Annotated in this window: 18 protein-coding genes and 1 other RNA gene; 9 read left to right on the top strand and 10 right to left on the bottom strand. The window is 69.4% G+C overall.

From position 1 onward, the window contains the following. Positions 1-94: 94 nt before the first annotated feature. Positions 95-3,550, bottom strand: coding sequence for an FHA domain-containing protein (locus AC5DRG_RS20615; protein ID WP_491813099.1), 3,456 nt, complete (start codon positions 3,548-3,550; stop codon positions 95-97). Positions 3,551-3,981: 431 nt separating this feature from the next. Between AC5DRG_RS20615 and AC5DRG_RS20610 the strand changes: the two genes are divergently transcribed. The 4 genes from AC5DRG_RS20610 to AC5DRG_RS20595 all read left to right on the top strand — a co-directional run bounded on the left by AC5DRG_RS20610 (position 3,982) and on the right by AC5DRG_RS20595 (position 9,187). Then, complete coding sequence (locus AC5DRG_RS20610) at positions 3,982-5,664, top strand: serine/threonine-protein kinase (RefSeq protein ID WP_491812036.1); 1,683 nt, start codon at positions 3,982-3,984, stop codon at positions 5,662-5,664. A 129-nt stretch (positions 5,665-5,793) separates the two neighbouring features. Then, a complete protein-coding gene (locus AC5DRG_RS20605; RefSeq protein ID WP_491812035.1) occupies positions 5,794-7,038 on the top strand; it encodes a serine/threonine-protein kinase in 1,245 nt (414 codons plus the stop codon). Positions 7,039-7,154: 116 nt separating this feature from the next. Continuing rightward, the gene (gene prfB / locus AC5DRG_RS20600; RefSeq protein ID WP_491812034.1) at positions 7,155-8,261 is read left to right on the top strand and encodes a peptide chain release factor 2; all 1,107 of its coding nucleotides are present in this window, start codon (positions 7,155-7,157) and stop codon (positions 8,259-8,261) included. A gap of 299 nt (positions 8,262-8,560) precedes the next feature. Next, positions 8,561-9,187 (top strand): LPXTG cell wall anchor domain-containing protein, encoded by a 627-nt coding sequence (locus AC5DRG_RS20595; RefSeq protein ID WP_491812033.1) that lies wholly within the window; start codon positions 8,561-8,563, stop codon positions 9,185-9,187. A 95-nt stretch (positions 9,188-9,282) separates the two neighbouring features. Here the strand turns inward: AC5DRG_RS20595 and AC5DRG_RS20590 are convergent, their stop codons facing one another. Beyond that, complete coding sequence (locus AC5DRG_RS20590; RefSeq protein ID WP_491812032.1) at positions 9,283-9,474, bottom strand: hypothetical protein; 192 nt, start codon at positions 9,472-9,474, stop codon at positions 9,283-9,285. A gap of 250 nt (positions 9,475-9,724) precedes the next feature. On the opposite strand from AC5DRG_RS20590, the gene ftsE reads away from it, so the two are divergent. From ftsE to ssrA, 5 genes are all read left to right on the top strand, one after another. Continuing rightward, positions 9,725-10,414 carry a cell division ATP-binding protein FtsE gene (gene ftsE / locus AC5DRG_RS20585; RefSeq protein ID WP_491812031.1) on the top strand — a complete coding sequence of 230 codons (690 nt, stop codon included), beginning with the start codon at positions 9,725-9,727 and terminating at the stop codon, positions 10,412-10,414. Between the two features lie 40 nt (positions 10,415-10,454). Then, on the top strand, positions 10,455-11,372 hold the full coding sequence (gene ftsX, locus AC5DRG_RS20580; RefSeq protein ID WP_491812030.1) for a permease-like cell division protein FtsX: 918 nt from the start codon (positions 10,455-10,457) through the stop codon (positions 11,370-11,372). A gap of 67 nt (positions 11,373-11,439) precedes the next feature. Next, a complete protein-coding gene (locus tag AC5DRG_RS20575; protein ID WP_491812029.1) occupies positions 11,440-12,624 on the top strand; it encodes a S41 family peptidase in 1,185 nt (394 codons plus the stop codon). 93 nt (positions 12,625-12,717) lie between these two features. Then, on the top strand, positions 12,718-13,263 hold the full coding sequence (gene smpB, locus AC5DRG_RS20570; RefSeq protein WP_491813098.1) for an SsrA-binding protein SmpB: 546 nt from the start codon (positions 12,718-12,720) through the stop codon (positions 13,261-13,263). An 87-nt stretch (positions 13,264-13,350) separates the two neighbouring features. Further along, positions 13,351-13,747: a transfer-messenger RNA gene (gene ssrA, locus AC5DRG_RS20565) on the top strand. Here the strand turns inward: ssrA and AC5DRG_RS20560 are convergent. From AC5DRG_RS20560 to AC5DRG_RS20525, 8 genes are all read right to left on the bottom strand, one after another. Continuing rightward, positions 13,746-14,945, bottom strand: coding sequence for an MFS transporter (locus AC5DRG_RS20560; RefSeq protein ID WP_491812028.1), 1,200 nt, complete (start codon positions 14,943-14,945; stop codon positions 13,746-13,748). The two genes, ssrA and AC5DRG_RS20560, sit on opposite strands and share 2 nt — an antisense overlap. Before the next feature lie 28 nt (positions 14,946-14,973). Beyond that, positions 14,974-17,895 carry a glycoside hydrolase family 3 protein gene (locus AC5DRG_RS20555; protein WP_491812027.1) on the bottom strand — a complete coding sequence of 974 codons (2,922 nt, stop codon included), beginning with the start codon at positions 17,893-17,895 and terminating at the stop codon, positions 14,974-14,976. A 46-nt stretch (positions 17,896-17,941) separates the two neighbouring features. Then, complete coding sequence (locus AC5DRG_RS20550; RefSeq protein WP_491812025.1) at positions 17,942-18,958, bottom strand: LacI family DNA-binding transcriptional regulator; 1,017 nt, start codon at positions 18,956-18,958, stop codon at positions 17,942-17,944. Then, positions 18,958-21,231 carry an alpha-xylosidase gene (yicI, locus tag AC5DRG_RS20545; RefSeq protein WP_491812024.1) on the bottom strand — a complete coding sequence of 758 codons (2,274 nt, stop codon included), beginning with the start codon at positions 21,229-21,231 and terminating at the stop codon, positions 18,958-18,960. Before yicI ends, AC5DRG_RS20550 begins: the two co-directional genes overlap by 1 nt. Before the next feature lie 27 nt (positions 21,232-21,258). Next, positions 21,259-22,083 carry a carbohydrate ABC transporter permease gene (locus tag AC5DRG_RS20540; protein WP_491812023.1) on the bottom strand — a complete coding sequence of 275 codons (825 nt, stop codon included), beginning with the start codon at positions 22,081-22,083 and terminating at the stop codon, positions 21,259-21,261. Then, positions 22,080-23,030 carry a carbohydrate ABC transporter permease gene (locus AC5DRG_RS20535; protein ID WP_491812022.1) on the bottom strand — a complete coding sequence of 317 codons (951 nt, stop codon included), beginning with the start codon at positions 23,028-23,030 and terminating at the stop codon, positions 22,080-22,082. Before AC5DRG_RS20535 ends, AC5DRG_RS20540 begins: the two co-directional genes overlap by 4 nt. Continuing rightward, positions 23,027-24,325 (bottom strand): ABC transporter substrate-binding protein, encoded by a 1,299-nt coding sequence (locus tag AC5DRG_RS20530; protein ID WP_491812021.1) that lies wholly within the window; start codon positions 24,323-24,325, stop codon positions 23,027-23,029. The genes AC5DRG_RS20535 and AC5DRG_RS20530 overlap by 4 nt, the downstream gene beginning before the upstream one ends. Before the next feature lie 531 nt (positions 24,326-24,856). Beyond that, positions 24,857-25,603: a M55 family metallopeptidase gene (locus AC5DRG_RS20525; protein WP_491812020.1), complete on the bottom strand. Its 747-nt coding sequence runs from the start codon at positions 25,601-25,603 to the stop codon at positions 24,857-24,859. Positions 25,604-25,605 lie beyond the last annotated feature (2 nt).

Raw genomic sequence — 25,605 nt, 5'->3', positions numbered from 1 at the left:
GGGCCTTGTCCTCAAACGCCGGACGGGCTGAAAAACTCAGCCCCTCCGGCGTTTGAGGAGCGGGGTCTGGGGCGGAGCCCCAGGGAGCCCAGCGCTACAAGAGCGACGGGACCTCCGTCGCCGACACCTCTCTCGCCGCCCTCTCCAACGCACTCGCCAGCAGCGCCAAGTCCGTTGGCCCGTTGCCCAGTTCGCGGATCGGGCGGCGGGTCGGCGGGTCGCCCATGCGGTGCCAGTCCAGGGAGACGACCGTGGGGCGGAGGGTTGCCGTGCGGGGGATTCGGCCTGTTACTCGGCCGCCCTGGAAGGGGGTTATCCGGCCGTCCGGGGATGTTAGGCGGCCGCGGCCGGGCGTTGGTTCGTCTGGGCCAGGGGTCGGGGCGTCGAGGGTGATGCGGAGGGAAGCACGGCGGGACGGTTCCGTTTCCGCCGTGCGGCCGCCTATGCCGGCCGCGGCCACCAGGTGGACGCCAAGCCGCTCACCCTCGCGGGCCACCGCCTCCAGCGCACGCATCACCGAGCCCGCCGCCGGGCGCCCGGGGGAGCCGAGGGCGGGGGAGACCAGGGCGTCCAGGTCGTCCACGACCACGACGAGCCGGGGCAACGGCGGTGCCGCCTCCGTGTGTTGACGGGATGCCGCCGGGCGGAGGCGGAGGGTGGAGCTGGGGGGCGTGTCGATGTCGCCGTTGGCGGTCATGCCCGCGCTACCTGCCGTGGACCTCGCCGAGCGTTGGGTGACTATGCGGCCCGACACCTCACGCACCGCGTGCCACTCGGTGAAGTGGGCCCGGCCCAGCAGCTCGGAGCGTCGCTTCAGCTCGGCGCTCAGGGACTGGGCGAACTCCCGCATGCGGACGGGGTCGTTGGCGGTCAGATGGGTCGTCACATGCGGTACGTCCGTGCAGACGCGCAGGCCGTCGCCGTGCCCGGAGCCCGCGCTGACGTTGTCCCGGCCGTCTATCAGGATGATGCCCAGCCGGTCCGGGCGCTCGGCGGCGGCCAGCGAGGCGACCATCGCCCGCAAGAGCTCCGTGCGGCCGCTGCCCGACGGGCCCTCGATCAGCAGGTGCGGGCCCTCGGTGACCAGGTCCGCGGCGAGTGGGCCGCGTGGACCGGCGCCGAGCACGGCCGAGGCCCGTCCGCCCAGGGACTCCGCGTCGTCGGACGCGTCCGCCCAACGTGCCATCAGTGACGCCGGGGTGGCCCTCGCCAGCCCCAACTCGTCCAGCAGGCGCGCGGCTTGAGGCAGGGGGGAGGACACGCGCGGGCGGCGCTCGGTCGCGGCACCGTCCGGCCGCAGCGGTGCCAGCGCCCTCGCGAACCGCTCCGCCCAGGCCAGGGAGACCGCGTCCACGGCGGCGACGGTGCCCTGCGACAGGGACGCACCCGAGCCGGGCTCCGCGACCCGCATCAGCCGCAGCGCCGTCGCCACGTCACCGCTGAGCAGCGCGACGGCCCCGCACTCCCGGAACACCGGCGAGGCCGCGCACGCCGCTTCGTACGTCTCCGTCACCGGCGACGCGGGTGACGCGGGTGCCGTCTCGGCCAGGCACACCACATGTATGCCGACCCGCGGGCCCTCCTGCGCCAGCCGCACCATCGCCTCGCGCACGGCGGCGCCTCCGGGGTCACCGTCGACGAGGACCACGGTGTACGGGCCGGGGTGGGCGGTTTTCGCGTCCGCGTCGTCGGCCTGTGCCCAGGAAGGGCGGTGGGCCGCGCCCCTGGTCTCGTGGTCGCCGGTGCCGCTGCGGGGGGCCGGCACGCCCGGGCCCTTGAGAGGCTCGGGGGTGTGGTCGTCCAGGCGGCGCAGGAGTTCGTCCGTGCGGGCCGTGGCCTGTTCGCGGTCGTAGGCGACGAGGAGACGGCAGTCCTGGCCGTGCGCCGGACGCAGATGCGGGAGCCAGCCGAGCCAGGACCACTCGGCCGTGCGCTCCTCCAGGGAGCGTGCGCGGTCCGTGCTGAGCAGGACGATTTCCAGACAGTCGGGGGAGTGCAGCGCGGTGAGCTGGGCGAGCACCGCGCGGGCCAGCCCGGCCAGGCGTGGGCGCGGACCGGCCAGGCCCAGTGCGCCCGCCTCGCGCAGACCCGCGGTCACCGGGACCGCGGGCAGCAGGCCCGAGCCGTCGGGCGCCGCCCGGTCCGCCGTGCCCAGGCGCACCGTCAGCGCCTCCGGGTGGCCCGGGCCGCGCTCCCACAGGCGGGGGCCGGGGGCCAGCGCGGTCAGCAGCAGCGCCGCCGGGTCCGGCCACATCTCCGGCGCCTGGGGGTGGGCCGGCGTGGACGCCGACGCGGTGGAGCGGGCGGCCGGAGCGTCGTCGTAGGTCTCCTGCTCCTCGGCCCCTGCCTCGCCGCGTCCGCCGGCCAGCCGTCGCGCCCACGCGCCGAGCCCGCCGCGCCTGCGCACGCCCTGCGGTACGTCCGTCCCCCTCAGCGGGGTCCCCTTGCGGGTGCCGCCACCGGCGGTGCCGGCTGTGCCCTCGGCGAGGTCGCTCAGTGATGTCGTCGTCGTACGGGCGGACGGGCCGTCGGTGTCCTCGGCGCCCGGCGCCCTGTCGAGGGGGCCCGTCCCGAGCTGGTCGATGCGTCCGACATGGGTGTCCCCGTGGCGGTCTCCCGCGCGGGTCTCGATGTGCGGTGCCGCGGCCTGGCCCGGAACCGTGGGTGCTTCGGCGGAGCGGTGTTCCTGGGCGCCGGGGGCCGTCGCGGATGTACCCCAGCTCGCGGAGCCGTAGGCGTGATGTGTCTCACCGGAGGGAGCGCTGGAGGGTGCTCCGGCGGGCAGGGGTGTGCCCTGCTCGCTGGTGCTGTTGCTCTTCACGCGTGCGTGGGGGGCCGAGGCGCTGCCCGTGCCGGTCCCGGGGGAGACCCGTACATGGCCCTCCCCGTCGGGGGTCGTCTTCGCCCGTGACCCCGGGCCGCCGGCCGGGGTGAGTCGAAGGGCCGACTCGCCGATCCGCAGCAGCGCGCCCGGGGTGAGGCGGACCGGGCGGGTGCCCACGCGCGTGCCGTCCAGGGTCGTGCCGTTGGTGGAGCCCAGGTCGGCGACCGAGACGCGGCCGTCGGAGGCGACCGTCACCGCGCAGTGCAGCCGGGAGACGTCCGGGTCGTCGAGCGGGACGTCGGCGTCGGCGGAGCGGCCGATGTCGATCCGCCCGCCGTGCAGGAGATGGACCCCGCCCGCGTCCGGGCCCGCGATCACCTGGAGCTGGGTCGGGGCGTCGTCGACCTCGGGGTGCGGCTCGGGTTCGGCGGGGGCGCCCAGGGACAGCACCGCGCCGTCCGTCAGGGGCGGCTCGCCCAGGGTGCTGCGCTGGGCGTCGAGGCGCTCCGCACCCGCGTACAGCACGACCGGGCCGCCGCCGAGCTCTCTGCCTCGCTCCGCCTGTGACATGCCCCCGTCGCCGGAGACGGCCGACGCCAGTGCCGAGGCGACCGCGGCCAGGGCGGTGCCGGCGGGCGCGGTGACCAGCACGTCGCAACTCGCGGCGCGCCCCTGCGGCAAGGAGGGCGGGCCCAGCGGGTCTACGACGGTCAGCCGGATCTGCATCGCCGTCAGCGGTCCCTTCTGCGCGGGCACCCGAGAGCGAGAGCGAAGCCCCACCGCGGGTCCCTCACCGCGGACTTCCCCCACCGCCACACGAGCACGTCGGCCAGTACTGGAGGCATCCTCGCACCTGCCACTGACAACACGCCCGCCGCCCACCATCAAGTGATCTTGATTGGTCGGCTCTGCCCGCAAAAGTGCCTGCCCAGTGCGCGACAGACGACCGCTTGAGATCGGTCACGTTCGGGCCCGGCAACCAAGCGACCCAGGGCGAGCGTCTTTCCATCGAACATGTACGGGAACGCGTGCGTAATCCCGTACGTCTCGTCCGTACTCGTACCTATGGGGAAGCACAGGCCCGCGACAGCCCGGTGCCAGGTTCCGCAGCACTACAGTGGTCGGAACACCGAAGCAAGCAGCAGGGAGCGCATGACGTGCGGCCAGTAGGGAGCAAGTACCTCCTTGAGGAGCCGCTTGGGCGCGGCGCCACAGGTACCGTCTGGCGCGCCCGCCAGCGCGAGGCGGCGGGCGCCGAGGCCGCGGTCCAGGGGCAGCCCGGCGAGACGGTGGCGATCAAGGTTCTGAAGGAAGAACTCGCCAACGATCCCGACATCGTGATGCGGTTCCTCAGAGAGCGGTCCGTCCTGCTCCGGCTGACCCACCCGAACATCGTCCGGGTCCGCGACCTGGTCGTCGAGGGTGATCTGCTCGCCCTGGTCATGGACCTCGTCGACGGCCCCGACCTGCACCGCTACCTGCGTGAGAACGGGCCGTTCTCGCCCGTCGGCGCCGCCCTGATCACCGCGCAGATCGCCGACGCGCTCGCCGCGAGCCACGCCGACGGCGTCGTACACCGCGACCTGAAGCCGGCGAACGTCCTGCTCAAGCAGACCGGCGGCCAGATGCACCCGATGCTGACCGACTTCGGCATCGCCCGTCTCGCCGACTCCCCGGGCCTCACCCGCACCCACGAGTTCGTCGGCACGCCCGCGTACATCGCGCCCGAGTCCGCCGAGGGCCGCCCGCAGACGTCCGCGGTCGACATCTACGGCGCCGGCATCCTGATGTACGAGCTGGTCACCGGTCGGCCGCCGTTCTCCGGCGGCTCCGCCCTGGAGGTCCTCCACCAGCACCTCAGCGCCGAGCCCCGCCGCCCCTCCACGGTTCCCGACCCGCTGTGGACGGTCATAGAGCGCTGCCTGCGCAAGAACCCGGAGGACCGGCCCAGCGCCGAGAACCTCGCGCGCGGGCTGCGCGTCGTCGCCGAGGGCGTCGGTGTGCACGCGAACTCCGCGCAGATCGCGGCCGCGGAGAGCGTCGCGATGCTCCTCGCGCCCGACCCGTCGCCCGCGACCGTGCCGGGCATGCCGGGTGCCGCCGACCCGACGCAGGTGCTGCCGCACAGCGGGGGTGCGGGGGTGGGGGCGTACGACCCGAACGCCGCCACCAGCTTCCTGCCGCACACCGCGGGTGCCGCGGGCCAGGCCGGTGCCGCCGACCCCACCGCCGTACTGCCGCCCGTGCCGCAGCACCAGCCAGGCGGGCAGCAGGGGCAGCAGCCCGAGCAGCCGCACCCCTGGCAGAACCAGATGCGTGCCGCCCGCGACCGCAACGAGCCGACCCAGGTCCAGCAGTACCTCGACCCCAACGACGACCCGCTGCGCCGCCGCCCCCAGCGGCAGGCCGCCCGCCCGCAGCAGCCCCAGCAACAGCGGCCGCCGCAGCGCCAGCAGCCCGGCCCCGGATACGGCCGTCCGCAGCAGCAACAGCCCCAGCAGTACGCGCCGCCGCCGCAGCACCAGCAGCCTCAGCGGTACGCGCCCGCCCCGCAGCAACCCCAGCAGCCCGCCCCGCGGCAGGCCCGCGAGCCGCGGCAGCGCAGCGCAAACCCGATGAAGATCCCCGGGCTCGGCTGTCTGAAGGGGTGCCTGTTCACGATCATCATCCTGTTCGTCGCGGGGTGGCTGATCTGGGAGCTGAGTCCCCTGCAGGGCTGGATCGGCACGGGCAAGAGCTACTGGCAGCAGATCGGGGACATGTTCAGCACCGTGAGCGGGTGGATCGAGGATCTGGGCGGAGGCTCCAGTTCGAGCGGTGGCTCCGGCCCCGGGCAGTAGCTCCGTTTCCGTTCAGGGAGGCGGCTCTGGGGATTTGTCGACACCTGGGGGGTGATTTCTGCCTCTGCGGTGAAGGTTGGGTCCACGGACGCGTAGTTTTAGCGACAACACGCGTCTGTAGGAGCAGTCTTGGTACGGAAGATCGGTAGCCGGTACACCGCCCACCAGATCCTGGGGCGGGGCAGCGCCGGCACGGTGTGGCTGGGCGAGGGACCCGACGGGCCCGTCGCCATCAAGCTGCTGCGCGAGGATCTCGCGTCCGACCAGGAACTCGTCGGACGCTTCGTGCAGGAGCGGACTGCGCTGCTCGGGCTCGACCATCCGAACGTCGTGTCCGTACGCGACCTGGTCGTCGACGGCAACGACCTCGCGCTCGTCATGGACCTCGTCCGGGGCACCGATCTGCGGACCCGGCTCGACCGGGAGCGGCGGCTCGCGCCCGAGGCGGCGGTGGCGATCGTGGCCGACGTCGCCGACGGGCTCGCGGCGGCTCATGCGGCCGGGGTCGTGCACCGGGACGTCAAGCCGGAGAACGTCCTGCTGGACATGCAGGGCCCGCTGGGGCCCGGCGGCTCGCACCCCGCGCTGCTCACCGACTTCGGCGTCGCCAAGTTGATCGACTCACCACGGCGTACCAGGGCTACGAAGATCATCGGGACGCCGGACTATCTGGCGCCGGAGATCGTCGAGGGGCTGCCGCCGAGGGCGGCCGTCGACATCTACGCGCTCGCGACCGTGCTGTACGAGTTGCTCGCCGGGTTCACGCCCTTCGGGGGTGGGCATCCGGGGGCGGTGCTGCGGCGGCATGTGACCGAGACGGTCGTGCCGCTGCCGGGGATTCCCGACGAGTTGTGGCAGTTGATCGTGCAGTGTCTGGCGAAGGCGCCGGCGTCGCGGTTGCGGGCGTCCGAGTTGGGGGCTCGGCTGCGGGAGCAGTTGCCGTTGCTGGCGGGGATGCCGCCGTTGGATGTGGATGAGCCGGACTCGGAGCCCGAGGAGGAGGACGAGGCGGACGCTGCGGTCTCCGCCTCGCCTGTGGGGGAGCAGGTGCGGCGGCGGGGGGCTGTGCCGCTCGTGCCGGGCGGCGCCAAGCCGGATTCCAATCGGGATACGCATACGTCTATGAGGGTGCCGGGGCCGGATGAGCTGGCCGGGGGTGCGCGCGGGACGGCTCGCGTGCCGCGTCCTGCCGGGGCGCCGCGGCCTGGTTCTGCTCGGCATCGGGCCTCTGCGCGGCGGAGGCGGGTGACGCTCGGGGTGGCTGGGGTGGTGTTGGTCGCTGCGGTCGGGGTGGGTACGTGGCTGGCCACGTCCGGTGATGACGCGGGGGCGACTCCGCAGGACACGAAGAATTCGGCACCGGCGTCCCCGTGACCGTCCCAGGGGGCTCCGCCCCCTGGACCCCCGACCTATGCCCACCCACTACCCGACTCGGTCGGGCAAGAAGTGACCCGACCGAGGTCGGTTGCCACAGACGTTAGGCTGGAGGCGTGGCAGTCGTCGATGTATCCGAAGAGCTCAAGTCCCTCTCCTCGACCATGGAGTCGATCGAGGCCGTCCTGGACCTGGACAAGCTGAGGGCAGATGTCGCCGTGCTCGAGGAGCAGGCGGCCGCGCCGTCCCTGTGGGACGACCCCGACGAGGCGCAGAAGATCACCAGCAAGCTGAGTCACCTCCAGGCGGAGGTCAGGAAGGCCGAAGCGCTTCGCGGCCGGATCGACGACCTCTCGGTTCTCTTCGAGATGGCCGAGGAGGAGGACGACCCGGACACCCGCGCCGAGGCGGAGAACGAGCTCGTCTCCGTCAAGAAGGCGCTGGACGAGATGGAAGTCCGCACGCTGCTCTCCGGCGAGTACGACTCCCGCGAGGCCGTCGTCACCATCCGCGCCGAGGCCGGCGGCGTCGACGCCTCCGACTTCGCCGAGAAGCTCCAGCGCATGTACTTGCGCTGGGCCGAGCGGCACGGCTACAAGACGGAGCTCTACGAGACGTCGCACGCCGAAGAGGCCGGCATCAAGTCGACCACCTTCGCCGTGCACGTGCCGTACGCCTACGGCACGCTCTCCGTCGAGCAGGGCACCCACCGGCTTGTCCGGATCTCGCCCTTCGACAACCAGGGGCGCCGCCAGACCTCGTTCGCCGGTGTCGAGATCCTGCCCGTCGTCGAGCAGACCGACCACATCGAGATCGACGAGTCCGAGCTGCGCGTGGACGTGTACCGGTCCTCGGGACCCGGCGGCCAGGGCGTCAACACGACCGACTCCGCGGTCCGTCTGACCCACCTCCCCACCGGCATCGTCGTCTCCTGCCAGAACGAGCGCTCGCAGATCCAGAACAAGGCCAGCGCCATGAACGTCCTCCAGGCCAAGCTCCTTGAGCGGCGCCGGCAGGAGGAGCAGGCCAGGATGGACGCCCTCAAGGGCGACGGCGGCAACTCCTGGGGCAACCAGATGCGTTCGTACGTCCTGCACCCGTACCAGATGGTCAAGGACCTGCGGACCGAGTTCGAGGTCGGTAACCCGGAAGCCGTGTTCAATGGCGAGATCGACGGGTTCCTGGAGGCCGGAATTCGCTGGCGCAAGCAGCAGGAGAAGTAAGTTTGTCGACAAGGCAACTGTCGCCCACCCGGCGGCAGTTGCCTTTTGTTTTCCCGCCATGATTCAGGATGTCTGGGTTTTACATCACACTCACACACTCCATCCTCCGGCAAATGCCCCCCACTTGGACATTGCGCGCGCAACGGCCTTGACGTTGCTTTGAAAAATGGGAAGGGTAAAGCGTGGCATGCGTATCTCTGGGGCGCATGTGAACCGGGGGGCTCAACAACTACCCCCGTCGATCACGGCCCCGAGCACCGATGCTCTACTGACGACCAGCTACTGGGGGTAGCAACTTTATGACGAAGAAGACGCGGATCCGGATCGCGCGCATAGCCGCCGGTGCCGTGATCGCCGCCGGTGCCTCGCTGACCGCTGCCGGCGCTGCTTCCGCGCTGGAGATCGGCGTGAGCGTGGACGAGAACGGTGTCGGCGTGAACGTCGACACCGGTCTCGAAGACGACCCGACCCCTCCGTCCACCGACATCCCGACGGACCCGTCCACCGAACTGCCGACGGACCCCGGTACCGAGGAGCCGCCGCCCGTCACCGACGACCCGACGGACGAGCCGACGGAGCCCACCGAGGACCCGACCGAGCCGACCGACGACCCCACCGCCGACCCGACCGAGAGCACCGGTAGCGGGAACGGAAACGGCAATGGGAACGGCAACGGGAACGGGAACGGGAACAGCAACACCGACACCGACGGTGGCTCCGACACCTCCGCCCAGGAGGCCGGCACCTCGTCCCTGACCGACACCGGCACGGACACCGCGGCCCAGGGCAGCGGTGACGAGCTCGCCGAGACCGGTGCCGCTCAGACCACGTTCCTGCTGATCGGCGCCGCGACGATGATCGCCGGCGGCATCGGCTTCCGTATGCTCCCGCGTCTCGTGGGTGGCCGCGGCGGTGCGGCTGCCTGACGGTAGCCGTCCGCGTACGGAACGTACGCACGCCTCATGTATGAAGGGGCCCGGAGCGATTCGCTCCGGGCCCCTTCACCTGCTCTGGACGGGCCTTATGCCGTCTGGTGCGCCACCAGCGCCAGCGCCGCGATCAGCACGGCCAGCAGCGCGATCAGCGCCATGGGGTTCATGCCCCCGAAGAAGTTCTCCTGCTGGAGCCGCTCACGGTTCGCCCGGCACACGGGGCAGCGGCCTTGGTTCACGGGCGCGGCGCAGTTCGCGCACACCAACCGGTCGTACGTCATGCGCTCGCCCTCCTTGCACCGGTTCCACGTTCCACGTACACAACGCCCTCAGAAACGAGAACGTTCCCCCTCCACTGTGCCAGGTTCCCCCGGAAAGGGCGCGGGCGCCTGGAAAGCCCCTGCGTCAGTCCGAAAGCTACCCCCGTACAAAAACGCACAACCCTCACGCAACCGTGACCGGAGCCTGCGGGGGCACACCCGGGTCGCGTATGGTCACGCTCATCTACCCCCGGCGACCCGTGGTGCATCCGTGATCCGATTCGACAACGTCTCCAAGGTCTACCCCAAGCAGACCCGCCCCGCTCTCAGGGATGTCTCCCTGGAAGTGGAGAAGGGCGAGTTCGTGTTCCTCGTGGGGTCCTCCGGCTCCGGAAAGTCGACCTTCCTGCGGCTGGTCCTCCGTGAGGAGCGCTGCAGCCACGGTCAGGTGCACGTGCTGGGCAAGGACCTCGCGCGCCTCTCCAACTGGAAGGTGCCGCAGATGCGCCGCCAGCTGGGGACGGTGTTCCAGGACTTCCGGCTCCTGCCGAACAAGACGGTCGGTGAGAACGTCGCCTTCGCGCAGGAGGTCATCGGCAAGTCGAAGGGCGAGATCCGTAAATCCGTACCGCAGGTGCTCGACCTCGTCGGGCTCGGCGGCAAGGAGGAGCGGATGCCCGGTGAGCTCTCCGGTGGTGAGCAGCAGCGCGTGGCCATCGCGCGGGCCTTCGTCAACCGGCCCAAACTGCTGATCGCCGACGAGCCCACCGGCAACCTCGACCCGCAGACCTCCGTCGGCATCATGAAGCTGCTCGACCGGATCAACCGGACGGGCACCACCGTGGTGATGGCGACGCACGACCAGAACATCGTGGACCAGATGCGCAAGCGCGTCATCGAGCTGGAGCAGGGCCGCCTCGTCCGCGACCAGGCACGCGGCGTCTACGGCTACCAGCACTGACGACCGGCACTTGTTCCACGGAAAGGTTTGACCAGACGCCATGCGCGCCCAGTTCGTACTGTCCGAGATCGGTGTCGGTCTCCGTCGCAACCTGACGATGACGTTCGCCGTCGTCGTCTCCGTCGCCCTGTCCCTGGCCCTGTTCGGCGGGTCGCTCCTGATGAGCGACCAGGTCAACACCATGAAGGGCTACTGGTACGACAAGGTCAACGTCTCCGTCTTCCTCTGCAACAAGAGCGACGCGGAGTCCGACCCCAACTGTGCCAAGGGCGCGGTGACCTCGGACCAGAAGAAGGAGATCCTGGCCGACCTCGACAAGATGACGGTCGTCGAGAAGGTCACGTACGAGTCGCAGGACCAGGCGTACAAGCACTACAAGGAGCAGTTCGGCGACTCCCCGCTGGCCAGCTCCCTCACGCCGGACCAGATGCAGGAGTCGTACCGGATCAAGCTGAAGGACCCGGAGAAGTACCAGGTCATCGCGACCGCCTTCGACGGGCGTGACGGTGTGCAGTCGGTGCAGGACCAGAAGGGCATCCTGGACAACCTCTTCGGGCTGCTCAACGGCATGAACTGGGCCGCGCGCGCGGTGATGGCGCTCATGCTGGTCGTCGCGCTGATGCTGATCGTCAACACCGTGCGCGTCTCCGCGTTCAGCCGACGGCGTGAGACCGGGATCATGCGCCTGGTCGGTGCTTCGGGCTTCTACATCCAGGCGCCGTTCATCATGGAGGCCGCGGTCGCGGGGCTGATCGGCGGCACGGTCGCCTGTGGCTTCCTGCTGATCGCGCGGTATTTCATCATCGACCACGGTCTGGCCCTGTCCGAGAAGCTGAATCTGATCAACTTCATCGGCTGGGACGCCGTTCTGACGAAGCTTCCGCTCATCCTCGCGACGAGCCTGCTGATGCCCGCATTGGCCGCGTTCTTCGCGTTGCGCAAGTACTTGAAGGTGTGACGCACGCCCCGAGGGCCGTACGGGCAACCGCCCGTGCGGCCCTTCGCGTTGTCCTAGACTCACCGGCATGTCAGGCCGTGACCCTTTCTGTCAGCCCCGCCGCATCCGCCGCGGGGCCGCCCTGACATTGGTCTTCGCGAGCGTGCTCGTCGCCGGTGCCGCGACCGGGTCCTTCCCCGAGGCCGCCCGGAAGTCGGCGTCCGGGACCTCCCCTTCGCCCGCGGCCGCCCCCGCCGGACACGCGGAGGACGTGAGCGAGGCCGCCGCAGAGGCCATGGCCGACGGCAAGTCCCCCATGGAGGCCGCCGAGCGTGCCGTCAGCCGCAGCGGGGACCGCTGGGGCGCCGTCTACTCCGAGGGCGAGTACGAGGAGTTCGAGGAGGCCCTCGACGGCCAGTACACCGGCGTCGGGCTGTGGGCGCGGCGCGAGAGCGACGGCCGTATCGAGGTGACGAAGGTGCGGTCCGGTTCCCCCGCGGCCGCCGCCGGGATCCGGGCCGGAGACCGCCTGAGCGCCGTCGACGGCGCGAGCGTCACCGGCCGTCCCGTCACCGAGGTCGTCTCCTTACTGCGCGGTGACGCGACCGACGCGACGGCCGGTACGACCGTCCGCCTCGGCCTGGAGCGCGGCACACGCGCGTGGAGCCTCACACTGCGCCGGGCCCTGATGTCCACGGACTCCGTCACCGTCCGCGAGCTCGCAGGCGGTGTCACCGTCATCAAGATCGCCGCCTTCACCAAGGGCTCCGGCGACGTCGTACGCGATGCCGTACGGCAGTCCGCGGCCGGCGCCGGCATCATCCTCGACCTGCGCGGCAACTCCGGCGGCCTGGTCACCGAGGCCGTCACCGCCGCCTCCGCCTTCCTCGACGGCGGCCTCGTCGCCACCTACGACGTCAACGGCGAGCAGCGCGCCCTGCACGCCGAGACGGGCGGCGACACCACCAGACCCCTGGTCGCGCTCGTCGACGGCGGCACGATGAGCGCGGCCGAGCTGCTCACCGGCGCCCTCCAGGACCGCGGCCGCGCGGTCGTCGTGGGCTCCCAGACCTTCGGCAAGGGCTCGGTCCAGATGCCGAGCCGGCTGCCGGACGGCTCCGTCGCCGAGCTGACCGTCGGCCACTACCGCACCCCCTCGGGGCGCGGCGTCGACGGCACCGGCATCACGCCCGACCTGGACGTCGACCAGCAGGGCGAGGTCGCCGTAGGGCGCGCGGAGACCGTGCTCAGCGGCCTCGGGGACGTGTCCTGAGCCGTCCCGTGAGCCCCGTTTCGCGCGTGCGGTAATCGCCTTTCCCTCGGACCCCCCTGTAGTGCGAAAATGGTCAGCACTATGAGTAAGGGAATGTACGTACCGAAGGAGTCCCAGCCCAAGCAGGGGTCAGGGAGCGCCGCCAAGGCCAGGGACGGTGAGAAGGGCGGCAAGCGCAAGATCGTCGCCCAGAACAAGAAGGCCCGGCACGACTACGCGATCATCGACACCTACGAGGCCGGGATCGTCCTCACCGGCACCGAGGTCAAGTCGCTGCGCGAAGGTCGGACCTCGCTGACCGACGGCTTCGTCCAGATCGACGGGGGCGAGGCGTGGCTGCACAACGCCCACATCCCCGAGTACCACCAGGGCACCTGGACCAACCACTCGGTGCGCCGCAAGCGCAAGCTGCTGCTGCACCGCGAGGAGATCGACAAGCTGGAGGCCAAGACCCAGGAGACGGGTCACACGATCGTGCCCCTCGCCCTGTACTTCAAGGACGGCCGCGCGAAGGCCGAGATCGCGCTCGCGCGAGGCAAGAAGGAGTACGACAAGCGCCAGACCCTGCGGGAGAAGCAGGACCGGCGGGAGTCGGACCGGGCGATCGCGGCGGCGAAGCGGAAGCAGCGGGGCGAGTAGGAAACAGGTTGGCGTCGTCGTGTGTTGTTCACGTACGATGGCACTGCACCCCACAGCGGGTGTGGTAGTAGTTTGAAAAAACAACATGGGGATGATCGGTTTCGACAGCGGATGTCGAAGCAGGGGAAGCGTGTCGAGGAAGCGGCAATGATCTCGTAAACCATATGTCGCAAAAAATAATCGCCAATTCCAAGAGCGATTCTCCCGAGCTCTTCGCTCTCGCTGCCTAATTAAGTAGCGAAACGCGAAAGCTCCTTTATGGGAGTGTCAGCCCGGGGCTGTTCCCGACCCGGATCCTGGCATCAGCTAGGGGACTAAACCTTGATCTCGGTCACGGGGTGAAGAGGGAAATCTAACAGTGACTGGGCCCGTCGGCGACTTGTTCGCGTGATCGCCGGGGCCGAGAAAATCGCAGCGAACTGCACACGGAGAAGCCCTGATTCTGCACCGGTGGACGCGGGTTCGATTCCCGCCATCTCCACTCATCCCATGTGTGTAAAGGCCCGGCAGTCATCACGACTGCCGGGCTTTTCGCGTGCCTGGTGTGCGGCTACGGCCATGACGACGACGGAGGTCAGGACGATCCCGGCGCCGACGTAGAGGGGCGCGGTGTAGCCGAGGCCCGTGGTGATGGCCAGGCCGCCGAGCCAGGCGCCGAGGGCGTTGCCGATGTTGGACGCGGACACGTTGGCGCTGGCGGCCAGGGGTGCCCCGTGGGCGTAGTCGGTGACGCGGGTGATCATGCCGGGCACGCCGGCGAATCCGAACAGGCCCATCAGGAACACGAGGATCACCGACGCGGTGGCGCTGGTGGCCAGGAGGCCGAACACGGTCAGGGTGACGGTGAGCCCGAGCAGGGCGAGGACCAGGGCGCGGTCACGGTCGCGGTCGGCCGCGCGTCCGCCGACCAGGTTGCCGACGACCAGGCCGACGCCGTACACCATGAGCAGCCAGGCGACATCCGACGGGGAGAAGCCGCCGACCTCGGTGAAGGTGTACGCGATATAGCTGAACGCGCCGAACATCCCGCCGTAGCCGAGCGCGGTGGCCGTCAGTGTCAGCCAGACCTGCCCGGAGCGGAAGGCACGGAACTGGGTGCGCAGAGCTGTCCTGGTCCCCGTCGTCCCCGTCTCTCCCGCGCCGGAGGGGACGAGGGCGACGATTCCCGCCAGTGCCAGTACGCCGATTCCGGTGACCGCCCAGAAGGCGGCCCGCCAGCCCCAGCGTTCGCCGACCAGCGCGCCGAACGGTACGCCCAGGACGTTCGCCACCGTCAGTCCGGCGAACATGACGGCCACCGCGCGGGACTTCTTCTCCGGCGGGACCAGACTTCGCGCGACCAGTGAGCCGATGCCGAAGAACGAACCGTGGCACAGCGCCGCGACGATCCGTCCGAGCAGCATCACCGGATAGTTCGGCGCGATGGCGGACAGCAGGTTGCCGATGACGAACAACGCCACCAGGCCGACCAGGATCCCCTTGCGGGGCAGCCGTGCCGTCGCCGCGGTCAGCGCGATCGCGCCGACCGCGACACTCAACGCGTACCCGGAGATCAGCCGGCCCGCCGCCGCCTCGGACACCCCGAAACTCGACGCCACCTGCGGCAGCAGGCCGGCGATCAGGAACTCCGTCAGCCCGATGCCGAAACCGCCGAGTGCCAGCGCGATGAGCCCACTCGGCATCGGGCGCTCTCCGATCGATCGATCGCGGTCAGTTCAGGCTGAACGTCGACATGCGCATGCCCTCACTCAGGACCAGATACACGTCCGCGCGGCCCTTCGCCACGCTCGGCGACAGGGCTTCGGTCACCGTCTCGTAGGTGTACGGCGATGACGTGCCGTCCGTGTGTGCCGTACCGGCGAGAGGGCCCGTGGGGGAGCCCAGGCGGACCTCGATCGTGCCGGGGGCGCCTGCCAGTTGGGCGGTGAACTTCGTTGCACCTGAACCCAGTTGTGTGTCCGCGAACTTCAGCCACGCGCCGTCGGACGTGGACGACACCGCCGTACCGCTCACCTTCGACTCGTCGACGAGACGGACGGCGGAGTAGTCGTCGAAGTTCTCGGCGCGGGTGACCTTTGACAGATTCCGGGGCGGAATTGTCTCGCCCTTTATCTGCCAGGTCGCGCGGGTTCGGATGTCTGCCGAGGATGCGCCGGCGAGGACGTCGTAAGTGCCGGTCTCCACCACCCACTTGGAGCGGGTCACATCCCAGTGGGCGAGGTCTGACGACCGCACCTTCAATCTCACCGTCTTTGTCTCGCCCGGTTTCAAGGACACTCGTTGGAATGCCTTCAGTTGCTTCAGGGGCTGCTTGTCGCGGGACGTGCGCTGGTGCACGTACAACTGCACCACCTCGTCGCCGGATCGGGTGCCCGTATTCGTGACCGGCACCTCCCAGCCGCCGTTGACCCGCTTCAACTCGCCGTAGCGGAACGTCGTGTACGACAGGCCGTAGCCGAAGGGATAGAGGGGCTCTCCCTTGAAGTACTGGTAAGTGCGGTCCGACTTGATGATGTCGTAGTCGAGGATCGATGGGAGGTCCGCGGTCGACTCGTACCAGGTCTGGGTCAGGCGGCCCGACGGGTTCACGTCGCCGTAGAGGACGTCGGCCAGCGCGTTGCCCGTCTCCTGGCCCGCGTGGGACGTCCAGAGGAGGGCGGGGACCTGCGATCGGAGGGTGCCCAGGGTGGTGGGGTAGCTGTTCTCGACGATCACCACCGTCTTCGGGTTGGCCGCGCGGACCGCCTTGACCAGGGCCTCCTGTGACGGGGCCAGGGCCATGTCGGAGCGGTCGTGCGCCTCGCGGCCGTTGATCGCGGGCATCGAGCCGACCACCACCACGGCCGTGTCCTTGCCCTGCACCGCCGCCACGGCCTCGTCCATGCCGCTGCGGACCATGTCCTTCGTGTAATGCGCCGCGTCGTCCTTCGTCACCAGGCCGAGCGTGCCGTTCTCGTCAACCGGGCCCAGGTAGACCGGGTTTGACCACCAGGACTCCTCGGTCTCGTAGCCCGCGTAGCGCAGCAGGTACGTGCCGTCGTCCTGCGCCTCCAGCTTGAACTGTTGCTGGACGAACCAACCGTTGGGCTGCGTCTGGTCGTTGACGAAGTTCGACCAGTTGTAGCCGACGTACCTGCCGTTGGCCGCCGAACGCAGAGTGACGATGCCGGCGCCCCAGTCGAAGACGTCGAACTGCGCGTCGACAGCGGCGGTGGACGCGCTCTCCTTCAGCGCCGCGCCCGCGTCGCCCGTGCCCGCCGTGACGTACTTGCCCGTCGTCGCGTTCCGCAGCGCGATGCGGTCCACGGCCTCGCTGCTGGTCACCGGTGTGCCCAGCTTGGCGGCGATGCCGTCGGCGGGGGTGACGGCGTAGGGGAGTGTGCCCGAGTACCAGTCGGTGTAGAGGGTGTCGGCGAGGGGGCCGACCACCGCGACGTTCTTCGACGACGCCTTCAGGGGCAGGGTGTTGGACGCGTTCTTGAGGAGTACCGCCCCTTCACCCGCCGCCTTTCGCGCGAGCTTCTGGTGCGCGGGACTGTTGATCACCGACTCGTCGATCGAGCCGTACTTACCGCCGCCCGGGTCGAATTCGCCCAGCCGGACGCGGACGGAGAGGATGTGGCCGACGGCCGTGTCGATGTCCGACTCCGCCAACAGGCCTTGTTGGAGCGCGGAGTTGACGGCGTTGATCGTCACCGACGAGTCCGCGCTGTTGTCCGTGAAGCTGTCGATGCCGGCCTTCAGGGCGGCCGCGTCGCCCTCGGCGAGGGTGGGGTAGTACTGCTGGTCGCCGGGGAGGTTGCCCGGGGCGAAGGCGTCGGTGACGTTGAGCAGATCGCTGGACGTCCATGACCGTACGACCTCGTCCAGGTCCGGATTCACCGTGTTCGGGCGGCCGTTGACGAGGTTGTACGAGGACATCACGCCCGTCGCGGCGTCCGCCTCTATCGCCGGCTTGAAGGCCGCCTCGTCGTACTCCTTCGCCACGCGCGGGCGCAGGTCGGAGGATGTGGTCGTGCGGTGCCATTCGTTGTTGTTCGCCAGGTAGTGCTTGAGGGTCGGGGCCGTCTTGAGGTGGTTCGGGTCGCCGCCCGTCAGGCCCTCGCCGTACGCCGTCGACAGCGCGCCCGTCAGCTCCGGGTCCTCGCTGTAGCCCTCCTCGTTGCGGCCCCAGCGCGGGTCGCGGAGCAGGTTGACGACGGGCGCCCACAGGTTGAGGCCCCAGCCGTCGGGGCGTTCCTGCTGGAAGCCGCGGGTCTCGTCGCCGACCGCCGAGCCGACCTGTTCCATCAGCTCCGGGTCCCAGGTCGAGGCCAGTCCGATGGCCTGCGGGAAGACGGTGGCCTCGCCGAGCCAGGCGACGCCGTGCAGGGCCTCGGTGCCGGTGCGGAAGGCCTGGATGCCGAGGCGGGGGATCGCGGGCTCGTACTGGTGGAGAAGGGAGACCTTCTCGGGGAGGGTCAGGCGGCCGAGGAGGTCGTCGACGCGCTGGTCCACGGGGAGTTGTGGATTACGGAAGGGGTAGGGGTAGGCCGGGGTGTCCGCGTGTGCGGGGGCGGTGGCGGCGAGGCCCGCGATCAGGGCCAGGGCCACCAGCAACGTGGTTCTGCGTCTTCTCTTCTTGCCTTTCATGTCACGGCTCCTTCAAGTAGGGCCTTGCATGCGGGCGTTGTGAAAACTACGGCGTGTTGCGCGGTGCGGTGCTCGCCCGGTCCGTCAGCCGGGGAGCGAGGAGGGTCGCCTCGGGTACGGCCGTGCTGCCGCCGCCGAGCTTCTTCATCAGCAACTCCACCGCGCGTTCGCCCACCTCGGCGGACGGTATGGCGACGGAGGTGACGGGGACGCGGACGGACTCGGCGAGTTCGTCGGGGCAGATGGCGGTGACGGAGAGATCGCCGGGCACGCGCAGCCCGAGCTGCTCGAACGCGTCGATCAGCGGCTCCAGGATCGGCTCGTTGTGGACCACGACACCCGTCAACGCGGGCTGTTCTCGCAGCAGTTGCTCGGCGACCCGGCGGGCGGCGGCGGGCGCGGCCTCGCAGGGGTGGACCGAGGAGGCGATGCCGTTGCGGTCGGCGGCGGCCGTGAAGCCCTGGACGACGCGTTGCGCGAACGCCGTCTCCCGCACGTACACCTCGGGCGGCGACCCGACGAGCGCCACGACCCGGTGCCCGAGCCCCGCGAGCCGCTCCACGCACAACTCGCCCGCCGCCCTGAAGTCCAGGTCGATACAGGTGAGCCCCTCCGGCTCCAGCGGGAACCCGATCATCACGGACGGCCGGTCAAGCGAGCGCAGCAACGGCAGCCGGGGATCGTGGAGTTGTACGTCCATCACGATCAGCGCGTCCACCAGTGCCGTGTCCGCCACCCGCCGCAGGCCCTCCTCGCCCTCCTCCTGGGTGAGCAGCAGCACGTCGTGATCGTGCCTGCGCGCGGCCGTCACCACCGACACCGCGAACTGCATGACCACCGGTACATGGATCCCGGCCCGCAGCGGGACCACCAGCGCCAGCACGTTCGAGCGGCTGCTCGCCAGGGCCCGTGCACCGGCGTGCGGCCGGTAGCCGAGCTCGCGGATCGACGCCTCGATACGGCGCCGGGTCTCGTCCGAGATCGGGCGCTTGCCGCTGATCGCGTACGACACGGTGCTGGCCGAGACTCCGGCGTGCCGTGCCACGTCAGTGATCTTCACCATCACTCCGACTCCAACTCAGGCTCCGACTCCAGTTCCACGGTGAGGAATCCGGTCCCCGCCGGCGCCCGCGACTCACGCCCACCCGCCGCGAGCCCCCAGGCCGCCGAGGGGTCACCGCACGACGCCCGCAGCGTGTCCCCTTCTCGTACGACGGTGAAGGTGACGTCCCCGACGGGCACCGTCACCCGGGCGCCCCGCTCCAGGCCGTACGCCCGCAGCGTGACCCCGTCGGCGTGGTCGTAGTCGGGCCGGTCGTCCACCGCGCCCACCGGGATCACCGCGCCCGGCCGGACCAGCAGCGGCACGCTCAGGAAGCCGTGGCGCTCGCGCACCCAGCGCGGGCCGGTCACCGTGCGCCCGGTCAGGAAGTGGGTCCAGGTGCCCTCGGGGACGTAGTACGAGACGTGCCCCTCGTCGGAGAACACGGGCGCGACCAGCAGATCCGGGCCCAGCATGTACTGCCGCTCCAGATGCGCGCACCCGGGATCGTCCGGGAACTCCAGGACCATCGCCCGCATCATCGGCACGCCCTCGGTGTGAGCGGTGCGGGCGGCCTCGTAGAGGTAGGGCATGAGACGCAGCTTCAGCCGGGTGAACAGGCGCAGCACGTCGACGGACTCCTCGTCGAACAGCCACGGCACGCGGTACGAGGACGATCCGTGCAGGCGGCTGTGGGAGGAGAGGAGTCCGAAGGCGATCCAGCGTTTGAAGAGGGCCGGGGTCGGGGTGCCCTCGAAGCCGCCGATGTCGTGGCTCCAGTAGCCGAAGCCGGTCAGGCCGAGCGACAGTCCGCCTCTGAGCGACTCGGCCATCGACTCGTACGTCGCCTCGCAGTCGCCGCCCCAGTGCACCGGGAACTTCTGGCTCCCGGTCGTCGCCGAGCGCGCGAAGACCACGGCCTCGCCCTCGCCTCGGTGCTTGCGCAGGACGTCGAAGACGGTGCGGTTGTAGAGGTAGGTGTAGTAGTTGTGCATCCGCTCGGGGTCCGAGCCGTCGGCGAACGTCACGTCCACCGGGACCCGTTCGCCGAAGTCGGTCTTGAAGCAGTCGACGCCCTGTGCGAGCAGCGCCTCCAACTTCGCCGCGTACCAGTCGCGGGCCGCCGGGCTGGTGAAGTCGACCAGTGCCATGCCGGGTTGCCACAGGTCCCACTGCCAGACACTGCCGTCCGGCCGCTTCAGGAGGTGGCCGAGCGCCTTGCCCTCCGCGAAGAGGGGCGAGCGCTGGGCGATGTACGGGTTGATCCAGACGCAGATGTGCAGGCCGCGTTCCTTGAGTCTGGCGAGCATGCCCTCCGGGTCCGGGAACACCCGTGGGTCCCACTCGAAGTCGCACCAGTTGAACTCCCGCATCCAGAAACAGTCGAAGTGAAAGACGGACAGGGGGAGTTCGCGCTCCCGCATCCCCTCGATGAAGGACGTCACCGTCTCCTCGTCGTAGGAGGTGGTGAACGACGTCGACAGCCACAGGCCGAACGACCAGGCCGGCGGGAGGGCCGGGCGGCCGGTGAGGGCCGTGTACTTGCGGAGGATGTCCTTCGGGGTCGGGCCGTAGATGACGTAGTACGTCAACTGCTGTGTCTCCGCGCTGAATTGGACCCGGGACACCGCCTCCGAGCCGACCTCGAACGACACCCGGCCCGGATGGTCGACGAAGACGCCGTAGCCGGCGTCCGTGAGGTAGAAGGGGGCGTTCTTGTAGGCCTGTTCGGTGGCGGTGCCGCCGTCGGCGTTCCACATGTCGACGACCTGGCCGTTCTTGACCAGCGGGCCGAAGCGTTCGCCGAGGCCGTAGACGGATGTGCCTACTCCCAGGCCGAGTTGCTCGCGCAGGAAGTGCGCCCCGGTCGCGTCCCGCATGATGCCCATGCCCTTGGGGCCACTGGAGGTGAGGGTGCGGCCGTGGGCGAGGAAGTCGACGTGCCAGGGGCCGGTGCGGGCGACCTTGACCGACAGTGCGCCCGAAGTCAGGGTCGCGTGGTCCTCGTCGTAGGAGACCTGAGACGCGAACTCTTCCTTCCCCAGCTCGAATTGGGGGCTGTGCGGTTCCTCGCCCTCGAAATGGGTGAAGGTGACGCCGATGATGTCGGGCAGCGGGGCGTGGGCGCTGATCGTCACGACCGGTCCCTTCAGCAGGTCGCCGCGGTGGCGGATGGGCTGGGTCGGTGCGTGGATCTCCAGCGTTCCGGCCGGGGCGGTGACGTCGAGGACCTCGACCGGGTGGGCGGCGGTGACGCCCTCGCGCAGGAGCCAGTAGCCGTCGGTGAACTTCACGTGGGGGTCTCCTTGCTATGTGACGGGCTACTTCACGGCACCTACGGCGATGCCGCGGGTGAGGGTCCGCTGGAAGACGAGGAAGAAGACGATGGCGGGCAACACACCAAGCAGGGCAGCCGCGTTGGTCATCGTGGCGTCCATCAGACGCTGGCCCTGGAGGACGCCGAGGGCCACCGACACGGTCTGGTTGTCGTTGGAGATCAGCATGACCAGGGGCAGCAGGAACTCGTTCCACGTCCAGATGAAGAAGAAGACCAGCAGCACGCCGAGGGTCGGGCGGCTGACGGGCACCACGATCCGCCACAGCACCTGCCACTTGTTGGCGCCGTCGATCTGGGCGGCCTCGATGATCTCGCGGGGGAACTGGCCGAGGACGGAGGAGAGGAGGTACGTGCCGAACGCCGCCTGGATCACCGTGAAGACGATGATCACGCTCAACCTCGTGTCGTACAGGCCCACTTCCTTGCACAGGTAGTAGATCGGGTAGACCAGCGCCTCCTGCGGCAGCATGTTGGCGAGCACGAAGAAGGCCAGCACCCAGGTGCGGCCCTTGATGCGGCCGATGCCGATCGCGTACGCGTTGAGGACCGAGAGGGCCACGGCCAGGACCGCCACCGACCCGCTGATCAGCACCGAGTTGATGAGTTTCTGGCCGAAGTCGACGCGTTCCCAGAAGTCCTTGATGCCGTCGAGGTAGAGGCCGTCGGGGAGGCTGAGGGGGCCGTTCTGGGCGTACTCCGTGGGGGACTTGAAGGCGTTGATCGTGACGATCAGGAACGGCACGATCATGAAGAGGGCCGCGATACAGAGGGCGATCAGCACGGGGTAACGACGTAGGGCGGTGGTCACGACCCCTCCTTCTCTTCCGCGCGGGTCTGGAGCTTCAGGCCGACCAGGGAGAGGGCCAGGATGATCACGGTGAGCACCGTGGAGATCGCGGCGCCGTAGCCGACCTGGGTCTTCTCGAAGAACGTGGTGAAGGAGAAATAGGAGGGGACGTTCGTCGCCCCGCCCGGGCCGCCCTTCGTCAGGACGTACACCGCGCCGAACACCTTCAGCGCGGCGATCGTGCACCAGGTCAGGACGACGTAGATCTCCGGGCGGATCTGCGTCAGCGTGATGTGCCAGAAACGGCGCCACCAGCCGGCGCCGTCCAGCTCGGCCGCCTCGTACAGCTGCGGGTCGACGCGTTGCAGTCCGGCCATGAAGACGACCAGCGGGAAGCCGATCTGCACCCAGACCATCACGCCCATGACGCTGAAGAGGGCGATGTCGGGATCGCCCAGCCAGTCCTGCTGCCAGGAGCCGAGACCGACCGCCTTCAGCAGCTCGTTGAGGGAGCCGTTGTCGGGGGCGAGGATCCAGCTCCAGACGATGCCGGCGACCGCGATCGGCAGCACCTGGGGGAGATAGAAGCAGGCGCGGAGGACGGCGGCTGTCGTGGATCCGAAGTGCTTGCCGACGTAGTCGAACAGGGCGGCCGCGAGGACGAGTCCGACCATCGTCGGTACGGCCGCCATCGCGACGACCATGAACAGGCTGTGCCGGAACGACGCCCAGAACTCCGAATCGTCCAGCAGACCGCGGTAGTTGGCGAGCCCGGACCACTCGGGGGTGCCCACGCCCTGCCAGTCGGTGAAGCTGATGCCGGTGTTCATCAGGAAGGGGACGATGATCACGGCCAGGAAGGCGAGGGCTCCGGGGAGCAGGAAGAGGGCGTAGGAGTCGCGGGGGCGGCGAGGGTGACCGGCCTGGGTCTCTTTGCTGGTCACCCCCCGTTCGACGGTCACCGTCATTGCTTCGGCGCGCCCTTGTCGTACGCCTCCTGCAACGAGTCGAGTACGCCGTCCGGTTGGTCGCTGCCCGTGATCAGCTTCTGGGTCTCGGAGACGAGGACGTCGTAGTAGCCGGGGACCGGCCAGTCCGGGTAGAAGGCCAGGCCGTCGCGCTGGGAGAGGACGTTGAAGTTGTCGATGAGCGTCTTCGACTTGGGGTCGGTGATGGCGCTCGCGTCGGCCGCGACCGGGACGCCGCCCTTGTTGCCGAGCAGGTTCTGGATCTTCTTCGACATGGTGATGTCGATGAAGTCGTAGGCCAGCTTCTTGTTCTTCGCGCCCTTGGGGACCACCCAGAGGTTGCCGCCGGAGCCGAGGGTGAGGTTCGAGTCGGGCCACAGGAAGGTGGCCCAGTCGAACGTCGCCTCGTCCACGAAGCGGCCGTACCACCAACTGCCGGAGAACAGGATCGGCGCCTTGCCCTGGAGGAAGGAGACCCCGGTCTCCTCGGCCTTGACGCTGCTGGACGTCTTGCTGATGTAGCCCTTCTTCACCCAGTCGGCGAAGGTGTCGGCGGCGTACGTCCAGGCCGCGTCGTGGAAGTCGGCCTTGCCCTTGTACAGCTCGTAGGAGTCCACCCAGGAGCGGTCGGCCTTCGACAGGGCCAGCTGGTAGAGGTACTGCTGGGCGATGTACTCGGCGCCGCCGTTGGCGAGCGGGGTGACCTTGTTCTGGACGAACTTGTCCATGGCGGCGGTCAGTTCGGCGAAGGTCTTCGGCTCAGCGATGTTGTACTTCGCGAAGAGGTCCTTGTTGTAGTAGACCATCGTGTACTCGGCGTAGTTGGGCACGCCGTACCACTTGCCGGAGCCCATGACCCCGTTGGCGTCGTACACGCTGGTGGTGCGGACGCTCGCGCTGAGCTTCTTGTCCCAGCCGCGTTTCGTCGCCTCTTCGGTGAGGTCGGTGAGGAGCCCCTGCTTGGAGAGCAGTCCGGCGGTCGCGTTGCCCTTGTTGTACTCCATGACGTCAGGCGCGTCGGAGGAGTTGAGGACCATCGGGGCCGTCTTCTGGATCTGCTCGAATCCCTTCGACTCGAACTCCACCTTCACGCCCGGGTGCTTGGCCTTGAACTCCTTGATCGCCTCGTTCCAGGCCTGACCCATCGCGCTGTTCGGGGCCTCGTAGTGCCAGAGCTTGAGCGTCTTGCCGTCTTCGGAGGACCCGCTGTCCGAGTCACCGCAGGAGGCGACCAGCAGCGATCCACTGAGGATCACCGCAGCCATGGCCACCACACGCCTTCGTGCCGTCAACATCCAGTGCCTCCAGGGGAGTCGGATGGGTATCAGGGCATGTCGGGGTGTCACGCAACAGTCGTCGAATCGATTCGATGCGTGACGTCGAAGCGCTTCGACGGAGGAAGGTATGTGGGGGCTGTGAGCGCGTCAACGGGTTGCGCCGGAATTGGGGCGGGGTTCGGCGGGCCGGACGGGTCGGGCGGCGGGGGGAGCGTGCCGTGGTTGTGGTGGTCACACGGGCGCGGCGTAGCAGTGCACGGTCACTGTCTGAGCCGGACTCCAGCGCTCCCGTGCCTCCCTCACGACCTCGGCCATCAGCAGGCCGCCCGGCTTCCCCTCCAGACGGCTCCAGTGGAGCGGTGCCACATCCCCGGCCCCGCTAGAGGACAGCCCGATGTGCCCGACGACGCGCCCGTCCAGTTCCGCCACCCAGGACACCGTGATGGACCTGGGCGAGCACCCGGACGCACTCATCGACGTCGGAGGCTTCACAGGGCCTGACAACACAGGCCGCCGGAGATCCGTCAGCTGTGGAAACGGTCGGTCGAATCACCTAGGCATCGAAGCACACACGACCAGCCGGTAGGCGTCGGTGAAGTCGGCGGTGGTGAACGTGATCGTGCGGCCGCCCTGGCTGCCCTCAGCGCGTGAGACACCCGGCACGAGTGTCGCCAGATCGACCATGTACGGGCCGAAAAGGTCGACCTCGACATCGAGCGGTGCGGAAATGATCAGCGGGGGAATCAGTGCACGCCTCGTGATGGCCTCGGCTGCCGCCCGGCGCAAGTGCTCCCGGGCTTCTTCGGGATGCAGGGCGACAGCAGCTGCCTGGCCGAGGGCCTGCTCGACCGCGACGGTGACCGCGGAGGGGACCAGTTCACCCAGTTCGGCGCAGGCGCTGTCGTCGCCGCTGAGCAGCACGACCGGCACGCCCAATTGCCCGGCCATGGCCGCGTTGAGACCGATCTCGCCCATTGAGCGCCCGGCCACGCGCACGTCGAGGATGGCGTCACTCATGGTGTGCGCCAGCACGGCCGGTCCGCTTCCGGCTCGGGCGTGGTAGCCGACGAAGAGAGCCGCGTCGGTGTGTTCGTCCATCCCGCCGAGCATGCCCAGCGAGCGCGGCTTGCCACGAACCAGGCGGACCCGTCGGTCGAGTTCCTCCGGCAGCAGGTTACGGAAGGTCCCGTGTGCGTCGGCGACCAGAACCTCGGCAGAGGGTTCGGCCTCCAGGACGCCGGCGATCACGGCATTCGCTTTGGCCGTCATCAACGCCCGACCACGCTTGCCAATCACTG

Source organism: Streptomyces sp. JLBG701 (assembly GCF_058544905.1).
The sequence above is the reverse complement of the archived record's forward strand: the minus strand, read 5'-3'. Positions and strand labels throughout refer to the sequence as shown.